This is a genomic window from Streptomyces syringium (assembly GCF_017876625.1).
Lineage (GTDB): Bacteria > Actinomycetota > Actinomycetes > Streptomycetales > Streptomycetaceae > Streptomyces > Streptomyces syringius.
In genome coordinates this window covers 6059231-6075828 of the sequence record NZ_JAGIOH010000001.1, presented here as the reverse complement: position 1 = coordinate 6075828, position 16598 = coordinate 6059231, and the positions used below count along the sequence as shown (strand labels likewise).

Annotated in this window: 12 protein-coding genes; 3 read left to right on the top strand and 9 right to left on the bottom strand. The window is 72.0% G+C overall.

Annotated elements, in window-relative coordinates:
- Positions 1 to 43: 43 nt before the first annotated feature.
- The 5 genes from JO379_RS26870 to JO379_RS26850 all read right to left on the bottom strand — a co-directional run bounded on the left by JO379_RS26870 (position 44) and on the right by JO379_RS26850 (position 8348).
- Positions 44 to 2926: an NHLP bacteriocin export ABC transporter permease/ATPase subunit gene (locus JO379_RS26870; protein WP_130881577.1), complete on the bottom strand. Its 2883-nt coding sequence runs from the start codon at positions 2924 to 2926 to the stop codon at positions 44 to 46.
- Between the two features lie 4 nt (positions 2927 to 2930).
- Complete coding sequence (locus JO379_RS26865; RefSeq protein ID WP_245381568.1) at positions 2931 to 5186, bottom strand: NHLP family bacteriocin export ABC transporter peptidase/permease/ATPase subunit; 2256 nt, start codon at positions 5184 to 5186, stop codon at positions 2931 to 2933.
- Entirely contained in the window at positions 5183 to 5989 is an 807-nt protein-coding gene (locus tag JO379_RS26860; protein ID WP_209517337.1) for an HlyD family efflux transporter periplasmic adaptor subunit, read from the bottom strand. Before JO379_RS26860 ends, JO379_RS26865 begins: the two co-directional genes overlap by 4 nt.
- A 129-nt stretch (positions 5990 to 6118) precedes the next feature.
- Positions 6119 to 6337: a hypothetical protein gene (locus JO379_RS26855; protein WP_130881580.1), complete on the bottom strand. Its 219-nt coding sequence runs from the start codon at positions 6335 to 6337 to the stop codon at positions 6119 to 6121.
- A 439-nt stretch (positions 6338 to 6776) separates the two neighbouring features.
- Entirely contained in the window at positions 6777 to 8348 is a 1572-nt protein-coding gene (locus JO379_RS26850; protein ID WP_209517335.1) for a tryptophan 7-halogenase, read from the bottom strand.
- A 161-nt stretch (positions 8349 to 8509) separates the two neighbouring features.
- Between JO379_RS26850 and JO379_RS26845 the strand changes: the two genes are divergently transcribed.
- Positions 8510 to 8683 (top strand): DUF6269 family protein, encoded by a 174-nt coding sequence (locus JO379_RS26845; protein ID WP_165451679.1) that lies wholly within the window; start codon positions 8510 to 8512, stop codon positions 8681 to 8683.
- Between the two features lie 106 nt (positions 8684 to 8789).
- Here JO379_RS26845 and JO379_RS26840 read toward each other — a convergent pair whose 3' ends face one another.
- The gene (locus JO379_RS26840) at positions 8790 to 10643 is read right to left on the bottom strand and encodes an AfsR/SARP family transcriptional regulator (RefSeq protein WP_209517333.1); all 1854 of its coding nucleotides are present in this window, start codon (positions 10641 to 10643) and stop codon (positions 8790 to 8792) included.
- A 155-nt stretch (positions 10644 to 10798) separates the two neighbouring features.
- On the opposite strand from JO379_RS26840, the gene JO379_RS33765 reads away from it, so the two are divergent.
- Both JO379_RS33765 and JO379_RS26830 read left to right on the top strand, forming a co-directional pair.
- A complete protein-coding gene (locus JO379_RS33765) occupies positions 10799 to 11134 on the top strand; it encodes a DUF6269 family protein (protein ID WP_130881583.1) in 336 nt (111 codons plus the stop codon).
- Positions 11135 to 11338: 204 nt separating this feature from the next.
- Entirely contained in the window at positions 11339 to 11545 is a 207-nt protein-coding gene (locus JO379_RS26830; protein ID WP_209517331.1) for a hypothetical protein, read from the top strand.
- Between the two features lie 103 nt (positions 11546 to 11648).
- Here JO379_RS26830 and JO379_RS26825 read toward each other — a convergent pair whose 3' ends face one another.
- The 3 genes from JO379_RS26825 to JO379_RS26815 form a co-directional block, all read right to left on the bottom strand.
- Positions 11649 to 14597 (bottom strand): AfsR/SARP family transcriptional regulator, encoded by a 2949-nt coding sequence (locus JO379_RS26825; protein ID WP_245381567.1) that lies wholly within the window; start codon positions 14595 to 14597, stop codon positions 11649 to 11651.
- Between the two features lie 154 nt (positions 14598 to 14751).
- A complete protein-coding gene (locus JO379_RS26820) occupies positions 14752 to 14985 on the bottom strand; it encodes an acyl-CoA carboxylase subunit epsilon (RefSeq protein WP_209517327.1) in 234 nt (77 codons plus the stop codon).
- 46 nt (positions 14986 to 15031) lie between these two features.
- Positions 15032 to 16570 carry an acyl-CoA carboxylase subunit beta gene (locus tag JO379_RS26815; RefSeq protein WP_209518890.1) on the bottom strand — a complete coding sequence of 513 codons (1539 nt, stop codon included), beginning with the start codon at positions 16568 to 16570 and terminating at the stop codon, positions 15032 to 15034.
- Positions 16571 to 16598 lie beyond the last annotated feature (28 nt).

Below are 16598 nucleotides of genomic sequence, written 5' to 3'. Positions count from 1 at the left end.
CCCTGCGCCAACGGGCCCGCCTGCCGGGCCAGGTCGGCTCAGCTCAGCTCAGCTGCCGTCGTACCAGCTCGTGGAACAGCCCGCCCTCGTCGGCGAGCAGTTCCGCCGGCGGCCCCTGTTGGACGACCCGGCCTTCCGACATCGCTATCACCCGGTCCGCGCCCATGACCGTGGACAGCCGGTGGGCTATCACCACGCGGGTGGCGCGCAGGGCGCGGGTGGATTCGATGACCACGCGCTGGGCTTCGTTGTCCAGCGCGCTGGTGGCCTCGTCGAAGAAGAGGACGCGTGGCTTGCGGATCAGGGCTTGGGCGATCATCAGGCGTTGGCGCTGGCCGCCCGAGACCGTGCCGCCGCCGTCGGAGAGCATGGTGTGCATGCCCATCGGCATGGCCTTGATGTCCTCGGCCAGGCCCGCCAGCGCGGCCGCCTCCCACGCCTCCTCCAGCGAGTAGCTCTCGGCGCCGCAGATGCAGTCGAGGATCGAGCCGGAAAAGGGCTGGGCGTTCTGCAGGACGACCCCGCACTGGCGGCGGACGGCCGACTGGTCGAGGGCCGCCAGGTCCTGGCCGTCATAGAGCACGCTGCCGGAGAGGGGCTTGTCGAAGCCGATGAGCAGGCGCAGCAGGGTCGACTTGCCGCAGCCGCTGGCGCCGACGATCGCGACGAACTCTCCCGGCCGGACCTGGAACGACACGTCGTCGAGGACCAGTGGCCCGTCGTCGGTGTACCGGTAGGAGACGTTTGCCGTCTCGACGGCGCCGGTCAGCTCACCCGGTGGGGTGCTGGAGGCGCGCACTTCCGGGGTTTCGGCGAGGAGCGGTGTGATCTGCTCGAACATCGGCTGTACGGCGGCGGCGGACAGGAGCGCGCCGGTCAGCTGGGTGACGGAGGACAGCATCATCGTCACGGCGGTGCTGAAGGTGAGGAACTCGCCGGCGGACATGGTGCCCCGGGCCGGGCCGGCCAGCAGCATGAACATCACGAGCGTGCACAGCGGCAGACAGACCGCGTTGAGCACCGTGATGACGTTCTTGATCCGGCCGATGCGCTGCTGCAGTTCGCGGGTGCGGGCGAACTCCCGGGCCCACGCGGCGTAGGCGAAGCTCTCGGCCGCCGCCACCCGCAGCTTGGGCAGTCCCCGCAGGGTCTGGAACGCCTGGTTGTTGAGTTTGTTGCCGAGCTTGATCAGCTGCCGTTGGTAGCGCAGTTGCCACAGTCCGAGGCCGAGGAAGACCGCGGCGATGACGAGCAGCATGGCGAGGGCCGCCATCGCCAGCGGCACGCTGTAGACGAGCAGCAGCACGAGGTTCATCGTGCCGACGGTGCCCGCCTGTACGGACACGGAGCCGATGCCAGACAGCACACGGCGGATGGCGCTGATGCCCATGGCCGCGCCGGCCAGTTCACCCGTGGAGCGGCCGGCGAAGAACGTCGTCGGCAGCCGCAGCAGCCGGTCCCAGACGGCCGGCTGCAAGGCGGCCTCGATACGCCCCTCCATGCGCAGGATGGAGATGTTCTGCAGCAGCATGAAGGCAGCGGAGACGACGCTGGTCGCGACAAGCGCGAGGGTGGTCGCCACGATGAGGTCGGTCTCGGCGTTGGGCACGTATTCACCGAGCACGGTGCCGGTGGCGATGGGGACGAGCGCGCCCAGGCCGACGGCCACCAGACCGCCCAGGACGAGGCCGCGCAGCTCGCCGCGGGTGCCGCGCACGCTGAAGCGCAACAGCCGCAGCAGGCTCGGCTTCCCGTCGGGCAAGGGGCGGTAGAACATGACGGCGCGCGGTGCGAAGTCCGCCGCGTCGGCCCTGCCGATCCGTCGCGGCGTGCCGAGGGCGGGGTCCACGGCCTCGTACGCGCCCCGGCGCCACAGGAGCGCGACCGGGGCCCCGGTGTCGGCCCGGTGCCCCACCAGGGGGCCGCTGTTCTCCCGCCACCAGCGGCCGTCGAGCTTGACGACGCGGGTGCGGATCCGCGAGGCGAGGGCGACGCGTTCGACGGGGTCCAGGCGCTGGTCCGTGGCGGACGTCCCGGCCGGTTCGGCCAGGGTGATGCCCGCGGCGTCGGCGACCAGGCGGCACACGGCGAAGGTCGCGTCGTCGCTCGCGCCGCGGCGGGAGGTCTTCCCGGTGCGGTCGATCGAGGCCAGCAGCGCCTGGTCCGCCTGGGTGCGGGCGGCCTCGCCCGCTTCGATGCCGGCGGCCGTGCGGTCCTCGTGGGCGCGCTCGAGCTGCTCGATCCAGTCGTCCAGGGCGTACAGCAGCCGGTACTGCTGGTCGACCATGCCCTGCCACATCGCCGGGTCGACCAGCAGCGTGCCGATGGCCTCCGCCGCGTACGCGGCGCCGTACTGCACACTGCCCGGCGGTATCCGCATCCACAGGATGTCGTCGTCGGCCCCGCCGTGGCCGGTGGTGGCGCGGCCGTCCAGCGGCGCCTGGTAGAGCACGCGCAGACCGCGGCCGATGCCGCGCGCGAAGGCGTCCTCCAGGGGGCTCGGGGCGGCGTCGGCGGCGTCGTAACCCCACTGCTCGCCGTACTCCGGCCGGTACAGCTCGCGCAGCTCGACGCGGCGCAGCAGGCAGCCTCGCAGGGGCCGGCCGACGAGGGTGTGCAGGGGTCCCTCGGCCGGGCCCAGCAGCAGCGTGCCAGCCTGAAGCCGGCCGAGGAAATGCCAGTGCCCGGCCTGCGCGGCGTCGACCGCGAATAAATCCAGCGCGCCGTCCACGACGAGCCACAGCACGAGCGGGCCCTCCAGGGACAGGCTGCTGACGCCGGCGCAGTCCACCGCCGAGCCGAGTCCGCCGAAGGCCGCCACGACGGGGTCGGGGGTGCCGACGGGATGCGAGGCCGTGGCCTGGTGCGAGGCCTGGTACGGGACCTGGTGCGAGGCCTGGTACGGGGCCTGGTACGGGGTCGTCATCGCCTCAGTGCTCCTTGACCAGTTCGGCGTAGGCGCCCCGCGCGGCGGCCAGTTGCTCGTGGCGTCCGCGTTCCACGACGGTGCCGCGGTCGAGGACGACGATCTCGTCGCTGTCGCGCACCGTGCTCAGCCGGTGGGCGATGACGACGCAGGCGCAGCCGCGGCGGCGCAGATTGTCGATGACGATCCGCTCGGTCACCGCGTCCAGGGCACTGGTCACTTCGTCGAGGACCATGACGCTGGGGCGGCGCACCAGCGCGCGGGCGATCTCCAGGCGTTGGCGCTGGCCGCCGGAGAAGTTGCGGCCGTCCTGCTCGACGCGGCTGTGGATGCCGCCGGGGCGCCGGGCCACCACGTCGTGGACGGCGGCGTCCTCGAGGGCGGCGATGACGGCCTCGTCGGTGATGGAGGGGTCCCACAGCGCGATGTTGTCGCGGACGGTGCCCTCGAAGAGGAAGACGTCCTGGTCGACGAAGGAGACGGAGGCGGCCAGCGCGCCGCGCGGGATGTCCTCCAGGCGCATCCCGTCGATACGGATGGCCCCCTCCCAGGGGGTGTAGAGGCCCGATATCAGCCGGGAGACGGTGGACTTGCCGCTGCCGGAGCCGCCGACGAGGGCGACCTGCTGCCCGGGGCCGACCGAGAGCGAGAAGTCCTTCAGCAGCGGGGCGTCCAGGGGGCTGTAGCCGAAGGTGATGTGGTCCAGCTCCACATGGCCCTTGAGGCGCCGGGTGCCGGCGGCGGGCTCGCGCCGTGAGTAGAGCGGGTCGACGGGGAAGTTCTCGACGTCCTTGAGCCGGGCGACGTCGGCCGCGAAGTCCTGGATCCGTCCGGCCACGCCGTTGAGGCGGGTGATCGGCGCGGTGAAGCTGGTCACGAGGGCCTGGAAGGCGACGAGCAGACCGACCGACAGGTGCCCCTCCACCGCCCGCAGGCCGCCGATCATCAGGATGAGGGCGCTGTTGAGCGCGGCCAGGGTGGGCGCGACGACGGCCAGCCACGCGCTGGGCACGCCGAGCCGCTGCTGTACGTCGAGGGTGATCGCGTGCTGTCCGGCCCAGCGGCGGAAGAAGCCGTTCTCGCCGCCGGTGGCCTTCATCGTCTCGATCAGGGTCAGGCCGCTGTAGGAGGTGTTGGTGAGCCGGGCGCTCTCGGCGCGCAGCTTCTGGGTGCCGGTGGCCCTCAGCCGGATCACGATCCGCATGGCCGCCACGTTGAGCAGCGCGATGCCGATGCCGACGACGGTGAGTTGCGGGTCGTACGTCCACAGCAGCAGCGCGTAGAGCACCACGACGACGGCGTCCACGCCCGCGGCGGCCAGGTCGCGGGCGAGGGTCTCGGCGACCGCGTCGTTGGACTGCAGGCGTTGGACCAGGTCGGCCGGGTTGCGCTGGGAGAAGAAGGTGACCGGGAGCCGGAGCAGGTGCCGCAGGAAGCGGGCGCTGCCCAGGGTGGAGGAGATGATGCGTCCGCGCAGGAGATTGGCCTGCTGGAGGGCGGTGAGCGTCGCGGTGAGCACCAGGGTGACCGCCATCGACGCGAAGAGCACACCCAGCAGGGACGTCTGCTCGCCGATCAGGAACATGTCGATGTAGGTACGGCTCAGCGCGGGCACCGCCGCGCCGACGAGCACCAGCAGGAGGCTGGAGAGCACGGCGGCGAGCATGGTGCCGGAGGTGCCGCGCAGCCGGGCGGGCACGGCGCCCAGCACGCCGGGCTTGCGGCCGGCGCGGCGGAAGCCCTCGTCGGGCTCGAAGGTGAGCACGACGCCGGTGAAGCTGGTGTCGAACTCGTCCATGGGGACGAACCGGCGGCCCTTGCCGGGGTCGTTGATGTACACGCCCCGGCGGCCGAGGTGACGGCCCATGCCGTCGTAGACGACGTAGTGGTTGAACTCCCAGAAGAGGACGGCCGGTGGGCTCACCTCGGCGAGGGCGGCCAGGTCCATCTGCATGCCCTTGGCCTTCAGGCCGTACCCGCGGGCGGCCTTGAGGAGGTTGCCTGCGCGTGAGCCGTCGCGGGAGACGCCGCAGGCGATGCGCAGCTCTTCGAGGGGCACGAAGCGGCCGTAGTGGCCGAGCACCATGGCCAGCGCGGCGGCGCCGCACTCCACCGCCTCCATCTGCAGCACGGTGGGGGTGCGGACGGTCCGGGGCGTGCTGCCCCGGGGGGCGGGCGCGGGCCTGCGTCGCCTGCTCTTCCCGCGCGCCGGTTCGAGGCCGCGTCGGCGGGCGCCGTGGGAACCGTGGGAAACAGTCATGGGAGCAGCCAGTCGACGGGGCGCCGCACGGAGAGGTGGACGGCGCCGGTGACCGGTGTCGCGGAGTCGACGGCGTAGGGGGGTCCGCTCGTCACGGACCACCGGTAGCCGGACCGGGTGGTGGCGGAGCGTTCCAGTTCCACGAGCACCGCGACGGGCTTCCCGTCCCGGGAGAACTCGGCGGCGAGCCGCTTGTCGCCGAGGAAACCGCCGATCTGCTCCTGGGTCCGGGGGGCGCGGCCGACTGCCTTGACGCGGCCGCGCAGCACGCCGAACTGCCGCTGGGGGGCGGACTGGACGGTCAGGTCGACCGGGGCTCCCACGGGAATCGCCCCGGCTTCGGCGGCGGACACGTACAGCATGGCCACCAGCGGGTCGTCCGGATCCTTCACCCGTTCCACGGTCGCCACGTCCGCGCCGGTGGTGAGGACCGCCCCCGTCCTGGCGACCAGGGTCGTCACCCGTCCCCCGGCCACCGCGCGCACGGTGCGGTCCCCGCGGTCCGTGCTGACCTTGAGCAGCGGGGCGCCCGGGGACAGCAATTGGCCCTCTTCGGCGAAGATTTTGGTGACCTGTCCCGCGTAGGGGCTCTGCAGCAGGTAACTGCCTTCGGCGTGGGTGAGGACGCCGGGTGCGCTCTGCTTGGAGGACACGGATCCGGTGAATGCCCAGAAGCCCGACGCGGCCATGACGAGGACCGTCACGGCCAGGACGAGCCGGCCCTGCGGGCGCGCGAAGCGTACGGGCAGATCGAGCTCTTCGGGCGATTGCAGCTTGGCCAGCGCCTTTTGGCGGAACTGCACGGACTATTCCTTCGACTGCATTCGTGACAAGGGTGCTGAATTACGCGGCGAGGCCCGCCGCCCGGGCGGCGGGCAGGCGTGAACCCCGGAATGACGGAATTCCGGGGTTCGCGGCGCCGGCTATCGCAATCAGAGACCGGCGACACCGACGTGCACGCCGGCGATGCCCTCGACCTGGCCGGGCAGGGCCTGGGCGGCCTGGACCGTCTGGAGGGAGGTGACGGTGCCGAGCACGTTGTTGACGTCGCCGGTCACGGCGCCGAGGAGGCCGCCGGAGATGCCGACACCGCCGGAAACGGCGTCCAGCTCGGTGTCGGTGATCTCACGGGTCTCGATGTTGTTACGCATGATGTGCGCACCCTTCCTTCATTTGTCCGGCTGTTTATCCATGACGTGGGGCGGGCCGTAGCAAAACGGTCCGACCACTACCGCGGCGGCCCGGTCGAAATCGACCGCCGTTCGGAGAACCGCTGCGGTGCGCAGATAAAAGCACGGGAACGGCTGACGCGGCCAACCCGGTCGACCGTCACCAGCACAATGAACGCCCCTTCAGGCACCGGGCTTTCATATTCCTTCGCCGAATAATTACAGGTCCTTCACAGGATCGAGTAACAGATACGGGAGGTCCGACTTCCTCGCGGGACATAGACGGACACACGCCCATCAAGCACTGCGGGCATAACCGGCATATCGAGGGGCGATGAAAGGGGGTTACCCGCGGTCTCCTCGCGATGTGGAGATTTCCCGGAGCGACGGCCCGTGACGGGACAATCACATCCCGTCGGCCTCAGACCGTGACCGCCGCCGCCGGCACCGGCCGGGTGTGCAGCCGGTGCAGGTACTCATGGGCCCCCGGGAGGGTCTCCAGCAGGATCCGCTGCTGGCGTCGGATCCGGGAGAACTCGGCGTCCGCCGTGCGACGGGCCGCCGGCCGGTGGGCGAGGGCGGCGGGCGGGGCGGCCCGGCGGGGGGCGAGCGCCGCCAGCAGCGCGTCGTACGGGGCCTCGCCGGCCTCCGGGGACAGGCCCGCGCGGTGGCCGACGAGATATTCCTCCAGCGCGTCCGACAGCGGCAGTTCGCGCTGGGCGCGCCAGAACGGTGTGTCCGCGCGGGGCGCCGCGGAGTACAGCAACTGCGCGAAGTCCCGGGCCCGGGCGTAACGGGCCTGTGCGGCACGGTTGAAGCGGGCCGCCGGCGCCTCCGCCCCGTCCCGCGACGGGAAGTCGCGCACCAGCCGGTCCACCATGTGCAGGACGTCCGCCAGCCCCTCGTCGGCCAGCGGTTCCACGAACGACGCGGCCGGTCCGAGCGCGACGCAGTTCTTCACCCAGGCGCGACGACTGCGCCCGGTGCGGTAGGCGAGGTGCCGCACGGTGGCGTGGCCCGGGCGCAGGCCCCAGAGCGCGCAGAGCCGGTCGGCGGCCTCCTGCGGGGCCGTCAGGTCGCGCGCGTGGACGAGCCCCGCCGCGAACCGGCCGGGGAGCGGCATGCGCCAGGCCCAGCCGTCGGGCATGGCCGTGGCCGTGGTGAAGGGGTCGATGCCGTGCGCGGCGTCGTCGTGGGGGACGGTGACGGTCACCGCACTGTCGCACAGCAGCCGGTCCCGGGCATCGAGGAACGGCTCCCCGAGGACCCCGGCCAGCAGGAGGCTCTCGGTCCCCGTGCAGTCGAGGAAGAGGTCACCGGCGACGGAGGCGCCCCCCACGGTGTGCAGGGCGGTCAGCATGCCGCGTGCGTCCCGTTCGGCGCGCAGGAGTTTGCCGCGGACGGACCGTACGCCGAACTCCCGCATCGCGGTCTTCCGCAGGAACTGCGTGAACATACGGACGTCGACGTGCCAGCCGTACGGGACGGCCGTCCGGCCGTCCAGCCGGCGCGGCGACTTCCGCGCGTCCAGCAGTGGCGGCTCGCGGAAGCACGCGTAGTCGTACGGCTCGGTGGTCCCGCCCTCGTGCCTGCGGTGCCGCCAGAAGTCCGACAGGGGGAGTTCCGCGCACCGCGGCATCTCCGCGCAGGGGCGGTAGAAATGATCCACACCGCCGTTGCCGGTGATCCGCACCGTGGTTTCGGCCGCGCCTTCGGTACGCCAATTCACGTAACGCACCGCCGCTTTGAAGGACGCGCAGCAGGCTCGCATCCATTCCTCTTCCGGTACGCCGATACGGTCGAAGAGCCCCCGCTGCAATTCGGGCGCGACGACGGCCGCCTGTCCGGTCGCCGATACCGCGGCGGCTCGCTGCGGCGTTTCGAGTACGGCGACGGAAACCGTGCCGTGGAAGGCGGACGCGAGCCGGGCAGCGGCGACCCAGCCGGAGGCCGTTCCGCCCACGACAACGACGCGCCTGACGTGACTGTCCATACGGAACAGCGTGAACGCCTTTTCTGTACACGGCCTATAGCCGGTCTGTATTCCTCTGGATCGCCACCCGGGGACGGTGCGGGGAATTCCCGTACGAGTCCGGCCGAATCTGTTGGTGCGGGGCCTGAGCGGGACCCGACTCACTGACAGGAGCAGACGTGTTGAACGATCAGACTTCCCCGTCCCAGGTCCAGCACCCTCTGGAAGTTCTCGCGGAAATCGAGTGGGCGGGAACGGTGAATCAGGAAGTGGCGCCGCTGTCGGAGCCCGAGAGTTCCTGGGCGGGCATGGCCACCTTCGGCCTGGACGAAGGGCACGCGGGCGGCTGCGGCTGACCCTTGTGGAGCAGGGGACCGGGAACGGCCTGGTGGGCCGGCCGCAGGACGGCCGGCCCACCAGGCCGGGAACCCGAAGAAGTCGGGAGCGGTAAGAGGAGAGTGTTCAGGAGGCGAGCGCGGGTACGCGTTGCTCCCGGGCGAACAGCCGGACCAGCGGCATGAAGCGGTACCGCAGCCACGCGTCGCCGTCCGCCCCGCACACCTCCAGGAGCCGGGCGTCGGCGAGCCGTTCCAGGAGTTCCTCCGCGTCATCGGGGCCGGTATCGAGCAGCGCCGCCGCGTCGGACGCGGTCAGCGCGCGCATACCGGCCGCCGCGAGAAGGCCGAAGCCGTCCCGCGCGGCGGGGTCGAGCTGGTCGAGTGCGGCGCTCAGCCCGGTCCTTATGTCGAGGCTGCCGAAGCGCAGTTCGTCGAGCCGGCGTCCGGCGGGTGCCAGCCGGTCCGCGAACCGGGCCGCCGACCAGTGCGGGCGCGCCGCCATGCGGGTCGCGGCGATGCGCAGGGCGAGGGGCAGCCGGTCGCAGAACTCGGCGATGCGCGAGAGCACGTCGGGTGCCGCCGGGTCGGGTCGTGGGGGGCCCGCGATCGCGGTGAGCAGAGCGACGGCCTCCTCCGGTGGCATGGGGCCGAGCCGTACCAGCCGGGTGCCTTCCAGCGAGGCGAGGGCGGACCGGACCCCGGTGACGACGGTCCGGCTCTCTCCGCCGCCCGGCAGCAGGGGCCGTACCTGGCTGTCGTCGTGGGCGTTGTCGAGGACGACGAGCGCGCGGCGCCCGGCCAGCAGCGTCCGGTAGAGCTGGACGCGCTCGTCGAGGGTGGCGGGCACCTGGTCGGGGGTGGTGCCGAGGGCGCGCAGGAACCAGCCGAGGACTTCCGCCGGGTCGCGCGGCGCCCCGGTGCCGGTCCGCAGATCGGCGTAGAGCCCGCCGTGGGGGAAGTCGGCGCGGCAGCGTTCGGCCGCCCACAGGGCGAGCGCGGACTTCCCCGTGCCGGGGGCGCCGGTGATCACGGCGTCCTGGTGCGCGCGCAGGGCGGTCAGTACCTCGTCGGTCTCGGCCTGCCGGCCGGTGAAGTCGCCGGGGGCGGCGGGCAGCATCGCGGGGACGAGCCCCTGCCGGCCTCCATGACCCACGGGCTCCGGGTGCGGGGCCCGGACAACGGCCGCCGCCGGGGGCGCGGGCGGTGCGGCCGGGGTGACGCGCTCGCGTTCCGGTGCCGGGGGCGGCGGCAGGGTCCCGGTCAGCACGTCCTGGTGCAGGGCGCGCAGCTCCGGTCCCGGGTCGATGCCGAGGTCGTCGGCGAGGACCCGGCGTCCGGCCTCGTACACGGCGAGCGCGTCGGCCTGGCGGCCGCAGCGGAACAGTGCGGTCATCAGCTGGCCGCGCAGCCGCTCCCGTACCGGATGCAGGGTCACCTGCCGGGTCAGGGCGGGGACCAGGTCGTTGTGACGGCCGAGGGCGAGTGCGGCCTCGGTGTGGTTCTCCAGTGCGGACAGCCGGGCCTCTTCCAGGCGGGGCCCCTCGGCCTGTGCGAGGTGTTCGGTGACGTCGGTGAGGGGCGGGCCCCACCACAGCGCGAGGGCCCGGCCGAGCCGGTGTTCGGCGTCGGAGTAGCGGGCGGCGAGGAGGTCGGCGCGGCCCGTGTCGGCGAGGGAGCGGAAGGTGTCCCAGTCGAAGTCCGCGTCGCCGATGTCCATGCGGTAGCCGGCGCCGTGGCGCCGCAGGCCGTGCCGGGGGCCGAGGCGGGTGCGCAGCCTCGATACGTAGGTGTAGAGCTGGTGGGTGCTGGTGGCCGGTGGGTCCCAGCCCCACAGCAGGGTGGTCAGCCGTTCGTCGGTGACGACCTGGCCGTGGGCGAGCAGCAGGGTCGCGAGCGCGGTGCGTTGCTTGCCGCCGTCGAGGGCGACCGGGTGGCCGTCCCGCTCGGCCGACACCGGGCCGAGGATCTTGAAGGCCATGAGGTCCTCCCCCGTTCGCGGGCCCGCTCCGGTCCCCGGGCCGTCTGCCGCGAAAGGCTACGGAGGGGGAGTTCTCCACTGGCATCGGTTCGATTTCACGGCCGGGAAAGCGATACGAAAGAGCCTTGAAAAGAGGTTCGTCTAGCGTGGGCGGAGTGCCGCGTGAAAACGCCTCACGGCACGGTCACGGGCGCGGTGGAAGGCGGTTCAAGTTTTTCTATGGCCGCGCGCGGCGGCCTGTTTGCGCGGAACCGGACGACATCCCGGACCGAAGGCAGGAGGAAGACATCAAACATCATCCGCAGGAAACCAGTCAGGTGGAAGACCCGCTGGACTTCATGGACCGGGTCGCGGACATGTCGGCGGCCGATCAGGAACTCATGCTGCGGCAGTCCGGAATCCCCTGGTCGGATTTGCTGGCCGCCTACGCGGACCGCTTGACGGAACAGGTGGCGCGGGGCCCGGAAAACACCGGGCCGGCACCGCGGTAGGACATCGTCCGGCATCGGTCCGGCAAGCCGGTTTCCCGGCTCCATCGGGTCGATGTCGGGTCGATTTCGTGGCCGCGAAACAGTTTCGAAAGGGCGTGAAAAGCAGGCGTCCCTAATGTTCTCGGCATACCGCAGGAAGCGGGCCGCGAAGGCACCGGACACCAGGTCCGGCGGACCGGCCCCCGAGACGTCCGGGAGGACACCATGAACCGCGCCAAGCGCACCGCCTACACCGCCGTCGCCCTCGCTCCGCTCAGCCGGCTGGCACTCGGCGGGACCATGGCCCTGGCGGCGCTCGGTGTCTTCGGGGCGGCGGCGCAGGCCCAGGGCGACGACCCGTGGGTCAAGATCGACGCTGCGGCCGCGGCCCCCGCGGCCTCCGTTGCCGCCAGCGACGACCCGTGGGTGTGACGCGGGCCGCGTCGGTGTGCACCCCCGCTGCGCGGCGGTGTCCTCAATCGCCGGACGGGCTTGGATGCGGCTGGGTTCAGCCCAAAGGCCCGCCGGCCAGGCCCTAGTGCTGGAAGAGTGCGAACAGCTCCCGCGCGTCCGGCTCCTCGTCACGGTCGAGCGCCGTCAGCAGGCGGCTCGTCCGCTCCTTCCAGGGCACCGCTCCCACCTCGGTGAACTGCCGGGCCGCGTCGGCGAAGAGGCCGGCGGCCCCGGCCCGGTCGGACCGGAGGGCGAGCAGGCATCCGAGGGCGAGACCCGCCCTGCCTTCGAGGAACCGGTCCTGGACCTTGGCCGCGGTCGCCAGCGCGTCGCGCAGGACGGCCTCGGCGTCCTCCCACTGCTCCCGGCACCACAGTGCCTCGCCCAGCGCGCGCAGCGCGTGGGCCTCACCGCGGCGGTCACCACTGGTCCGCACGAGTTCGAGGGCGCGCCGGCAGACCTCCTCGGCGCCCACCCCGTCGCCTTGGTGGACGAGGGCTCCGGCGAGCCGCACCATGCCTTGCGCCTCTCCTCTGACACTTCCCAGTTCGCGGGTCCTGGCGATCGCCTCGTGCGAGAGCTCGACGCAGGTACGGGCGTCACCCCGCTCCAGTTCGATCTGCGCCATCAGGCCCAGCATGTGGGCCTCCGCGTAGGGGTCACCGGCGGTGCGGAACCCCGCCAGCGACTGGTGACCGAGCTCCCTGGCCCGTTCCAGATCACCGCGGTGCCGTTCGCACAGCGCCAGGTTGCGGAGCACCAGGGCGCACCCCTCGACCTGGTGCTGCTCCTCGAACAGGCGCAGCGCCAGGCCGAGCCGGGTGAAGGCCTCGTCGTACTTCCACTGGATGATCTCCAGGGTGCCGAGCGAGTGCAGCATCGCCGCCTCCCCCAGCCGGTCGCCGGCGCGGCGGACGGCGGCGAGGGCCCGCTCGCCGCAGTGCCGCCAGTCCTCCAGGTAGTTGCGGTTCTGGAAGAGGGTGACGCTGGTCATCGTGAGGTCCCAGGCGTACGAGGCCTCGCCGCCCTGGGCTGCCTGGTCGACGATCCGGGTGATCGGGACGCGTTCGCTCTCGAACCATTCCATGGGGTTCTCCAGCAGGTGGCCCACCAGGTGGGCCGGGAGCCGGTGCGGCGGCGCCTGGCTGTGGACGAGGGTGTAGTCGCCGCCGTAGAGCCGGTGGTGGGCCTCCACGGCCAGCGCCAGCCAGGCGCCGTAGGCACGGCGGGTGGCCTCGCTGCGCTCGTCCGCGTCCTCCTCGGCCAGGGCGCATTCGTGGGCGAAGAGCCGCAGGAGGTTCTGGAAGCGGTAGCGGACCGGTCCGAGGGTGGCGCTGAGCGGCTCCAGGAGTTGGGCGTCGACCAGTTGCTCGATGAGGTCCTCGGCGTCGAGCGGGTCGATGTCGAGGAGGGCGGCGCCGGCCCAGGCGGCGAAGTCCGGTGCGTCGACCATGGCGAGCAGCCGGAACATCCGGGCGGCGTCGGGTGACAGATCGCGGTAGCTGAGCCGCAGACCGGCCCGTACGCCGCGTTCGTCGAGGCTCAGTTCGTCGAGCCTGCGGTGCTGGTCCTCGAGCCGGGCCACCAGGGTCCGGACCGACCAGTGCGGTTTGGCGGCGAGGCGGGCGGCGGCGATGCGCAGGGCGAGCGGCAGCCGGTCGCACAGTTCGCCGAGCCGGGCCGCGCCGACCGGGTCGGCGGCGATCCGGTCGTCCCCGGCGACCCTGGACAGCAGCGCGGTGGCTTCGTCCTGCTGGAGCGCGCCCAGCACCAGCGGTACGTAGACGTAGTCGCCGGCGAGGGCGCCGCCCATGGGGTCGCGGCTGGTGACGAGGACGCAGCAGCGGCCGTCGCCGGGCAGCAGCGGGCGGATCTGCTGGAAGGACCGGGCGTTGTCCAGCACGATCAGGACCCGGCGGCCCTGCAGGGCGCCGCGGAAGAGGGCCGTGCGCTCGTGCTGGTCGGCGGGGATCTGCGGGCCCTTGATGCCGAGGGCCCGCAGCAGGTGGTCCAGGACGGCGCCGGGCCGGCGGGGCGCCTCCTCGTCGTAGCCGCGCATGTCGGCGAAGTACAGGCCGTCGGGGAAGCGGCTCGCGACCTGGCGGGCCCAGTGGACGGCGAGGGCGGTCTTGCCGACCCCTCCGATGCCGGTGATGGAGCCCACGGGCAGCACGTCGCCGCCCGCGTGTTCCAGCAGCCGGTCGAGGACAGCGAGTTCCTTCTTGCGGCCGGTGAAGGAGGCGACGTCGGGCGGGAACTGTTCCGGGACGGCCGGCGGGGCGGCGGGGGCCTCGGCGGCCTGGTGCGGATTGAGCTCGGGGAGGTCGTTGAGCACGGCTTCGTGGAGGTCCCGCAGGACCGGGCCGGGGGAGATGCCGAGTTCGTCGGCGAGGATGCGGTGTCCCTCGCGGTAGGTCTCCAGGGCCTCGGCGCGGCGGCCCGAGCGGTAGTGGGCCAGCATGAGGTGGGCGATGGACTGCTCGCGCAGCGGGTTCTCCCGGATGAACGCGCTGAGTTCGCCGATCAGTTCCTGGTGGCGGCCCAGTTCCAGCCGCAGGCCCACGAACTCCTCGTACACGTCGAGGCGTGTCTCGGTGAGCCGGGCGGCGTCCTTCTCGACGCGCTCCGCCGTGATGCCTTCCAGGGCCGGGCCGCGCCACATGGCCAGGGCGTCCTCGAAGCAGGCGCTGGCTTCCTCCAGCCGGCCGCTGCGGGCGGCCTCGCGGCCCCGGGAGACCTGTTCCTCGAACTCGACGGCGTCGATGCGGTGTTCGCCGGAGGCCAGCAGGTATCCGGGGTGGCTGGTGACGAGCAGGTCCTCGACGCCGGCCGCCTTGAAGGTCTTGCGCAGCGCGGAGACGCAGATGGCGATCTGGTTGCGGGCGGTGGCCGGGGGGCGGCCGTCCCAGACGGCGTCGGCGAGCGTGTCGACGGAGACCACGTGGTCCGGGGTGAGCAACAGCAGCGACATAATCGTGCGTTGGCGGGCGCCTTGAAGGGCGACGGGGCGGCCGTCCACACTGATGTCCAACGGCCCCAGGATTCGGAACACTACCTGAAGCACGCTGCTGCCTCCTGACGTCGGCCGCGGCCGCGTCTGCGGGCGGCCGGGCTTGTGCTGTTCTTTCGTGGGTGGAGCGGGGCTTCCCGCCACCCGGGACGAAGGTGGCAGGAAGCTGCCGGGCTCAGCTCCGGGGGACCCGGGCCCCGGGCGGGCGGCCGCGGGCCCCGGCGCGCTGCCACCGGGCGGCGGCGGGCGTACCCGCCGCGACCGGCTGACGCTCCTGGCGCGCGGACAGCGCGAGGAGGACGGCGGTGACCGCCGCGAGCTCCTCCTGGGTGGGGTTTCCGCCGATGACCTTCAGCAGAGAGGGCCCCAAGGGTCCTCGCAGTGCGGTCGGTGCCTTCACCTGTGACACAGGGCTGCTCCTTCTCGCTTCTCGCGCCGGATGTCGGGGGTGTGGCTCACATCGGGGGGTTGCCGTGTTTGCGGTCCGGCAGTGAGGCGTGCTTCGCGCGCAGCATGGCCAGCGAGCCGATCAGCAGGGAGCGGGTGTCGGCGGGGTCGATGACGTCGTCGACGAGGCCCCGTTCGGCCGCGTAGTACGGGTGCATCAGCTCGGCCTTGTACTCCTTGACCATGCGGGCGCGCATCGCCTCGGGGTCGTCGGCCGCCGCGATCTGCCGCCGGAAGACGACGTTCGCGGCGCCCTCGGCGCCCATCACGGCGATCTCGTTGGCGGGCCAGGCGAAGGAGAGGTCCGCGCCGATGGAGCGGGAGTCCATGACGATGTAGGCGCCGCCGTAGGCCTTGCGGAGGATCAGGGAGATCCGCGGGACGGTGGCGTTGCAGTAGGCGTAGAGCAGCTTGGCGCCGTGGCGGATGATGCCGCCGTGCTCCTGGTCGACACCGGGCAGGAAGCCGGGCACGTCGACGAGGGTCACGAGGGGGATGTTGAAGGCGTCGCAGAGCTGGACGAAGCGCGCGGCCTTCTCCGAGGAGTGGATGTCGAGGACGCCGGCCAGCGACTGGGGCTGGTTGGCGACGATGCCCACCACCTCGCCGCCGATCCGGGCGAGGGTGCAGATGACGCTGGTGGCCCAGCGCTCGTGCACCTCCATGTGCTCTCCGTCGTCGACGATCTCGGTGATGACGTCGTGCATGTCGTAGGGCCGGGTCCCGTCCGCGGGGACCATCTCGCGCAGCGCCTCGCAGGTGCGGTCGGCCGGGTCCTCGGTGTCCGCGCGGGGTGGCATCTCGCGGTTGTTCTGCGGGAGGAGCGAGAGGAGGTAGCGGACCTCTTCGAGGCAGGTCTCCTCGTCGTCGTAGGCGAAGTGCGCGACGCCGGAGGTCTCGGCGTGCACATCGGCACCCCCCAGACCGTTCTGGGTGATCTCCTCACCCGTCACGGCCCGCACCACATCCGGGCCCGTGATGAACATCTGCGAGGTCTCACGGACCATGAACACGAAGTCCGTCAGCGCCGGACTGTACGCCGCACCACCCGCGCACGGACCGAGCATCACACTGATCTGCGGGATGACACCCGACGCCTTGGTGTTCCGCTGGAAGATCCCGCCGTACCCGGCCAGCGCCGAGACGCCCTCCTGGATACGCGCACCCGCACCGTCGTTCAACGACACCAGCGGAGCACCCGCCGAAATCGCCATGTCCATAATCTTGTGGATCTTCGTCGCATGCGCCTCACCCAACGCACCACCGAAGATCCGGAAATCATGCGCGTACACAAAAACCGTACGCCCGTGCACCGTCCCCCACCCGGTGATCACACCATCGGTGTAGGGCTTCTTCGCCTCCAGGCCGAAGCCGGTCGCCCGGTGCCGCCGCAGTTGCTCCACTTCCGTGAACGACCCCGCGTCGAGGAGGAGGTCGATGCGTTCACGCGCGGTCAGCTTGCCCTTGGCGTGTTGGGCCTCGGTGGCCCGGGGTGCTCCCCGGACCGCCTCCTCACGGACGCGGGACAGTTCTCCGATCCCGTCCATGACGGTCGGGTGTGCGGCCTGCTGCGGC

Coding starts and splice junctions, on each gene's coding strand:
- JO379_RS26870 (WP_130881577.1), bottom strand. CDS start 2,926: ATGACGACCCCGTACCAGGCCCCGTACCAGGCCTCGCACCAGGTCCCG.
- JO379_RS26865 (WP_245381568.1), bottom strand. CDS start 5,186: ATGACTGTTTCCCACGGTTCCCACGGCGCCCGCCGACGCGGCCTCGAA.
- JO379_RS26855 (WP_130881580.1), bottom strand. CDS start 6,337: ATGCGTAACAACATCGAGACCCGTGAGATCACCGACACCGAGCTGGAC.
- JO379_RS26850 (WP_209517335.1), bottom strand. CDS start 8,348: ATGGACAGTCACGTCAGGCGCGTCGTTGTCGTGGGCGGAACGGCCTCC.
- JO379_RS26840 (WP_209517333.1), bottom strand. CDS start 10,643: ATGGCCTTCAAGATCCTCGGCCCGGTGTCGGCCGAGCGGGACGGCCAC.
- JO379_RS26830 (WP_209517331.1), top strand. CDS start 11,339: ATGAACCGCGCCAAGCGCACCGCCTACACCGCCGTCGCCCTCGCTCCG.
- JO379_RS26815 (WP_209518890.1), bottom strand. CDS start 16,570: ATGGACGGGATCGGAGAACTGTCCCGCGTCCGTGAGGAGGCGGTCCGG.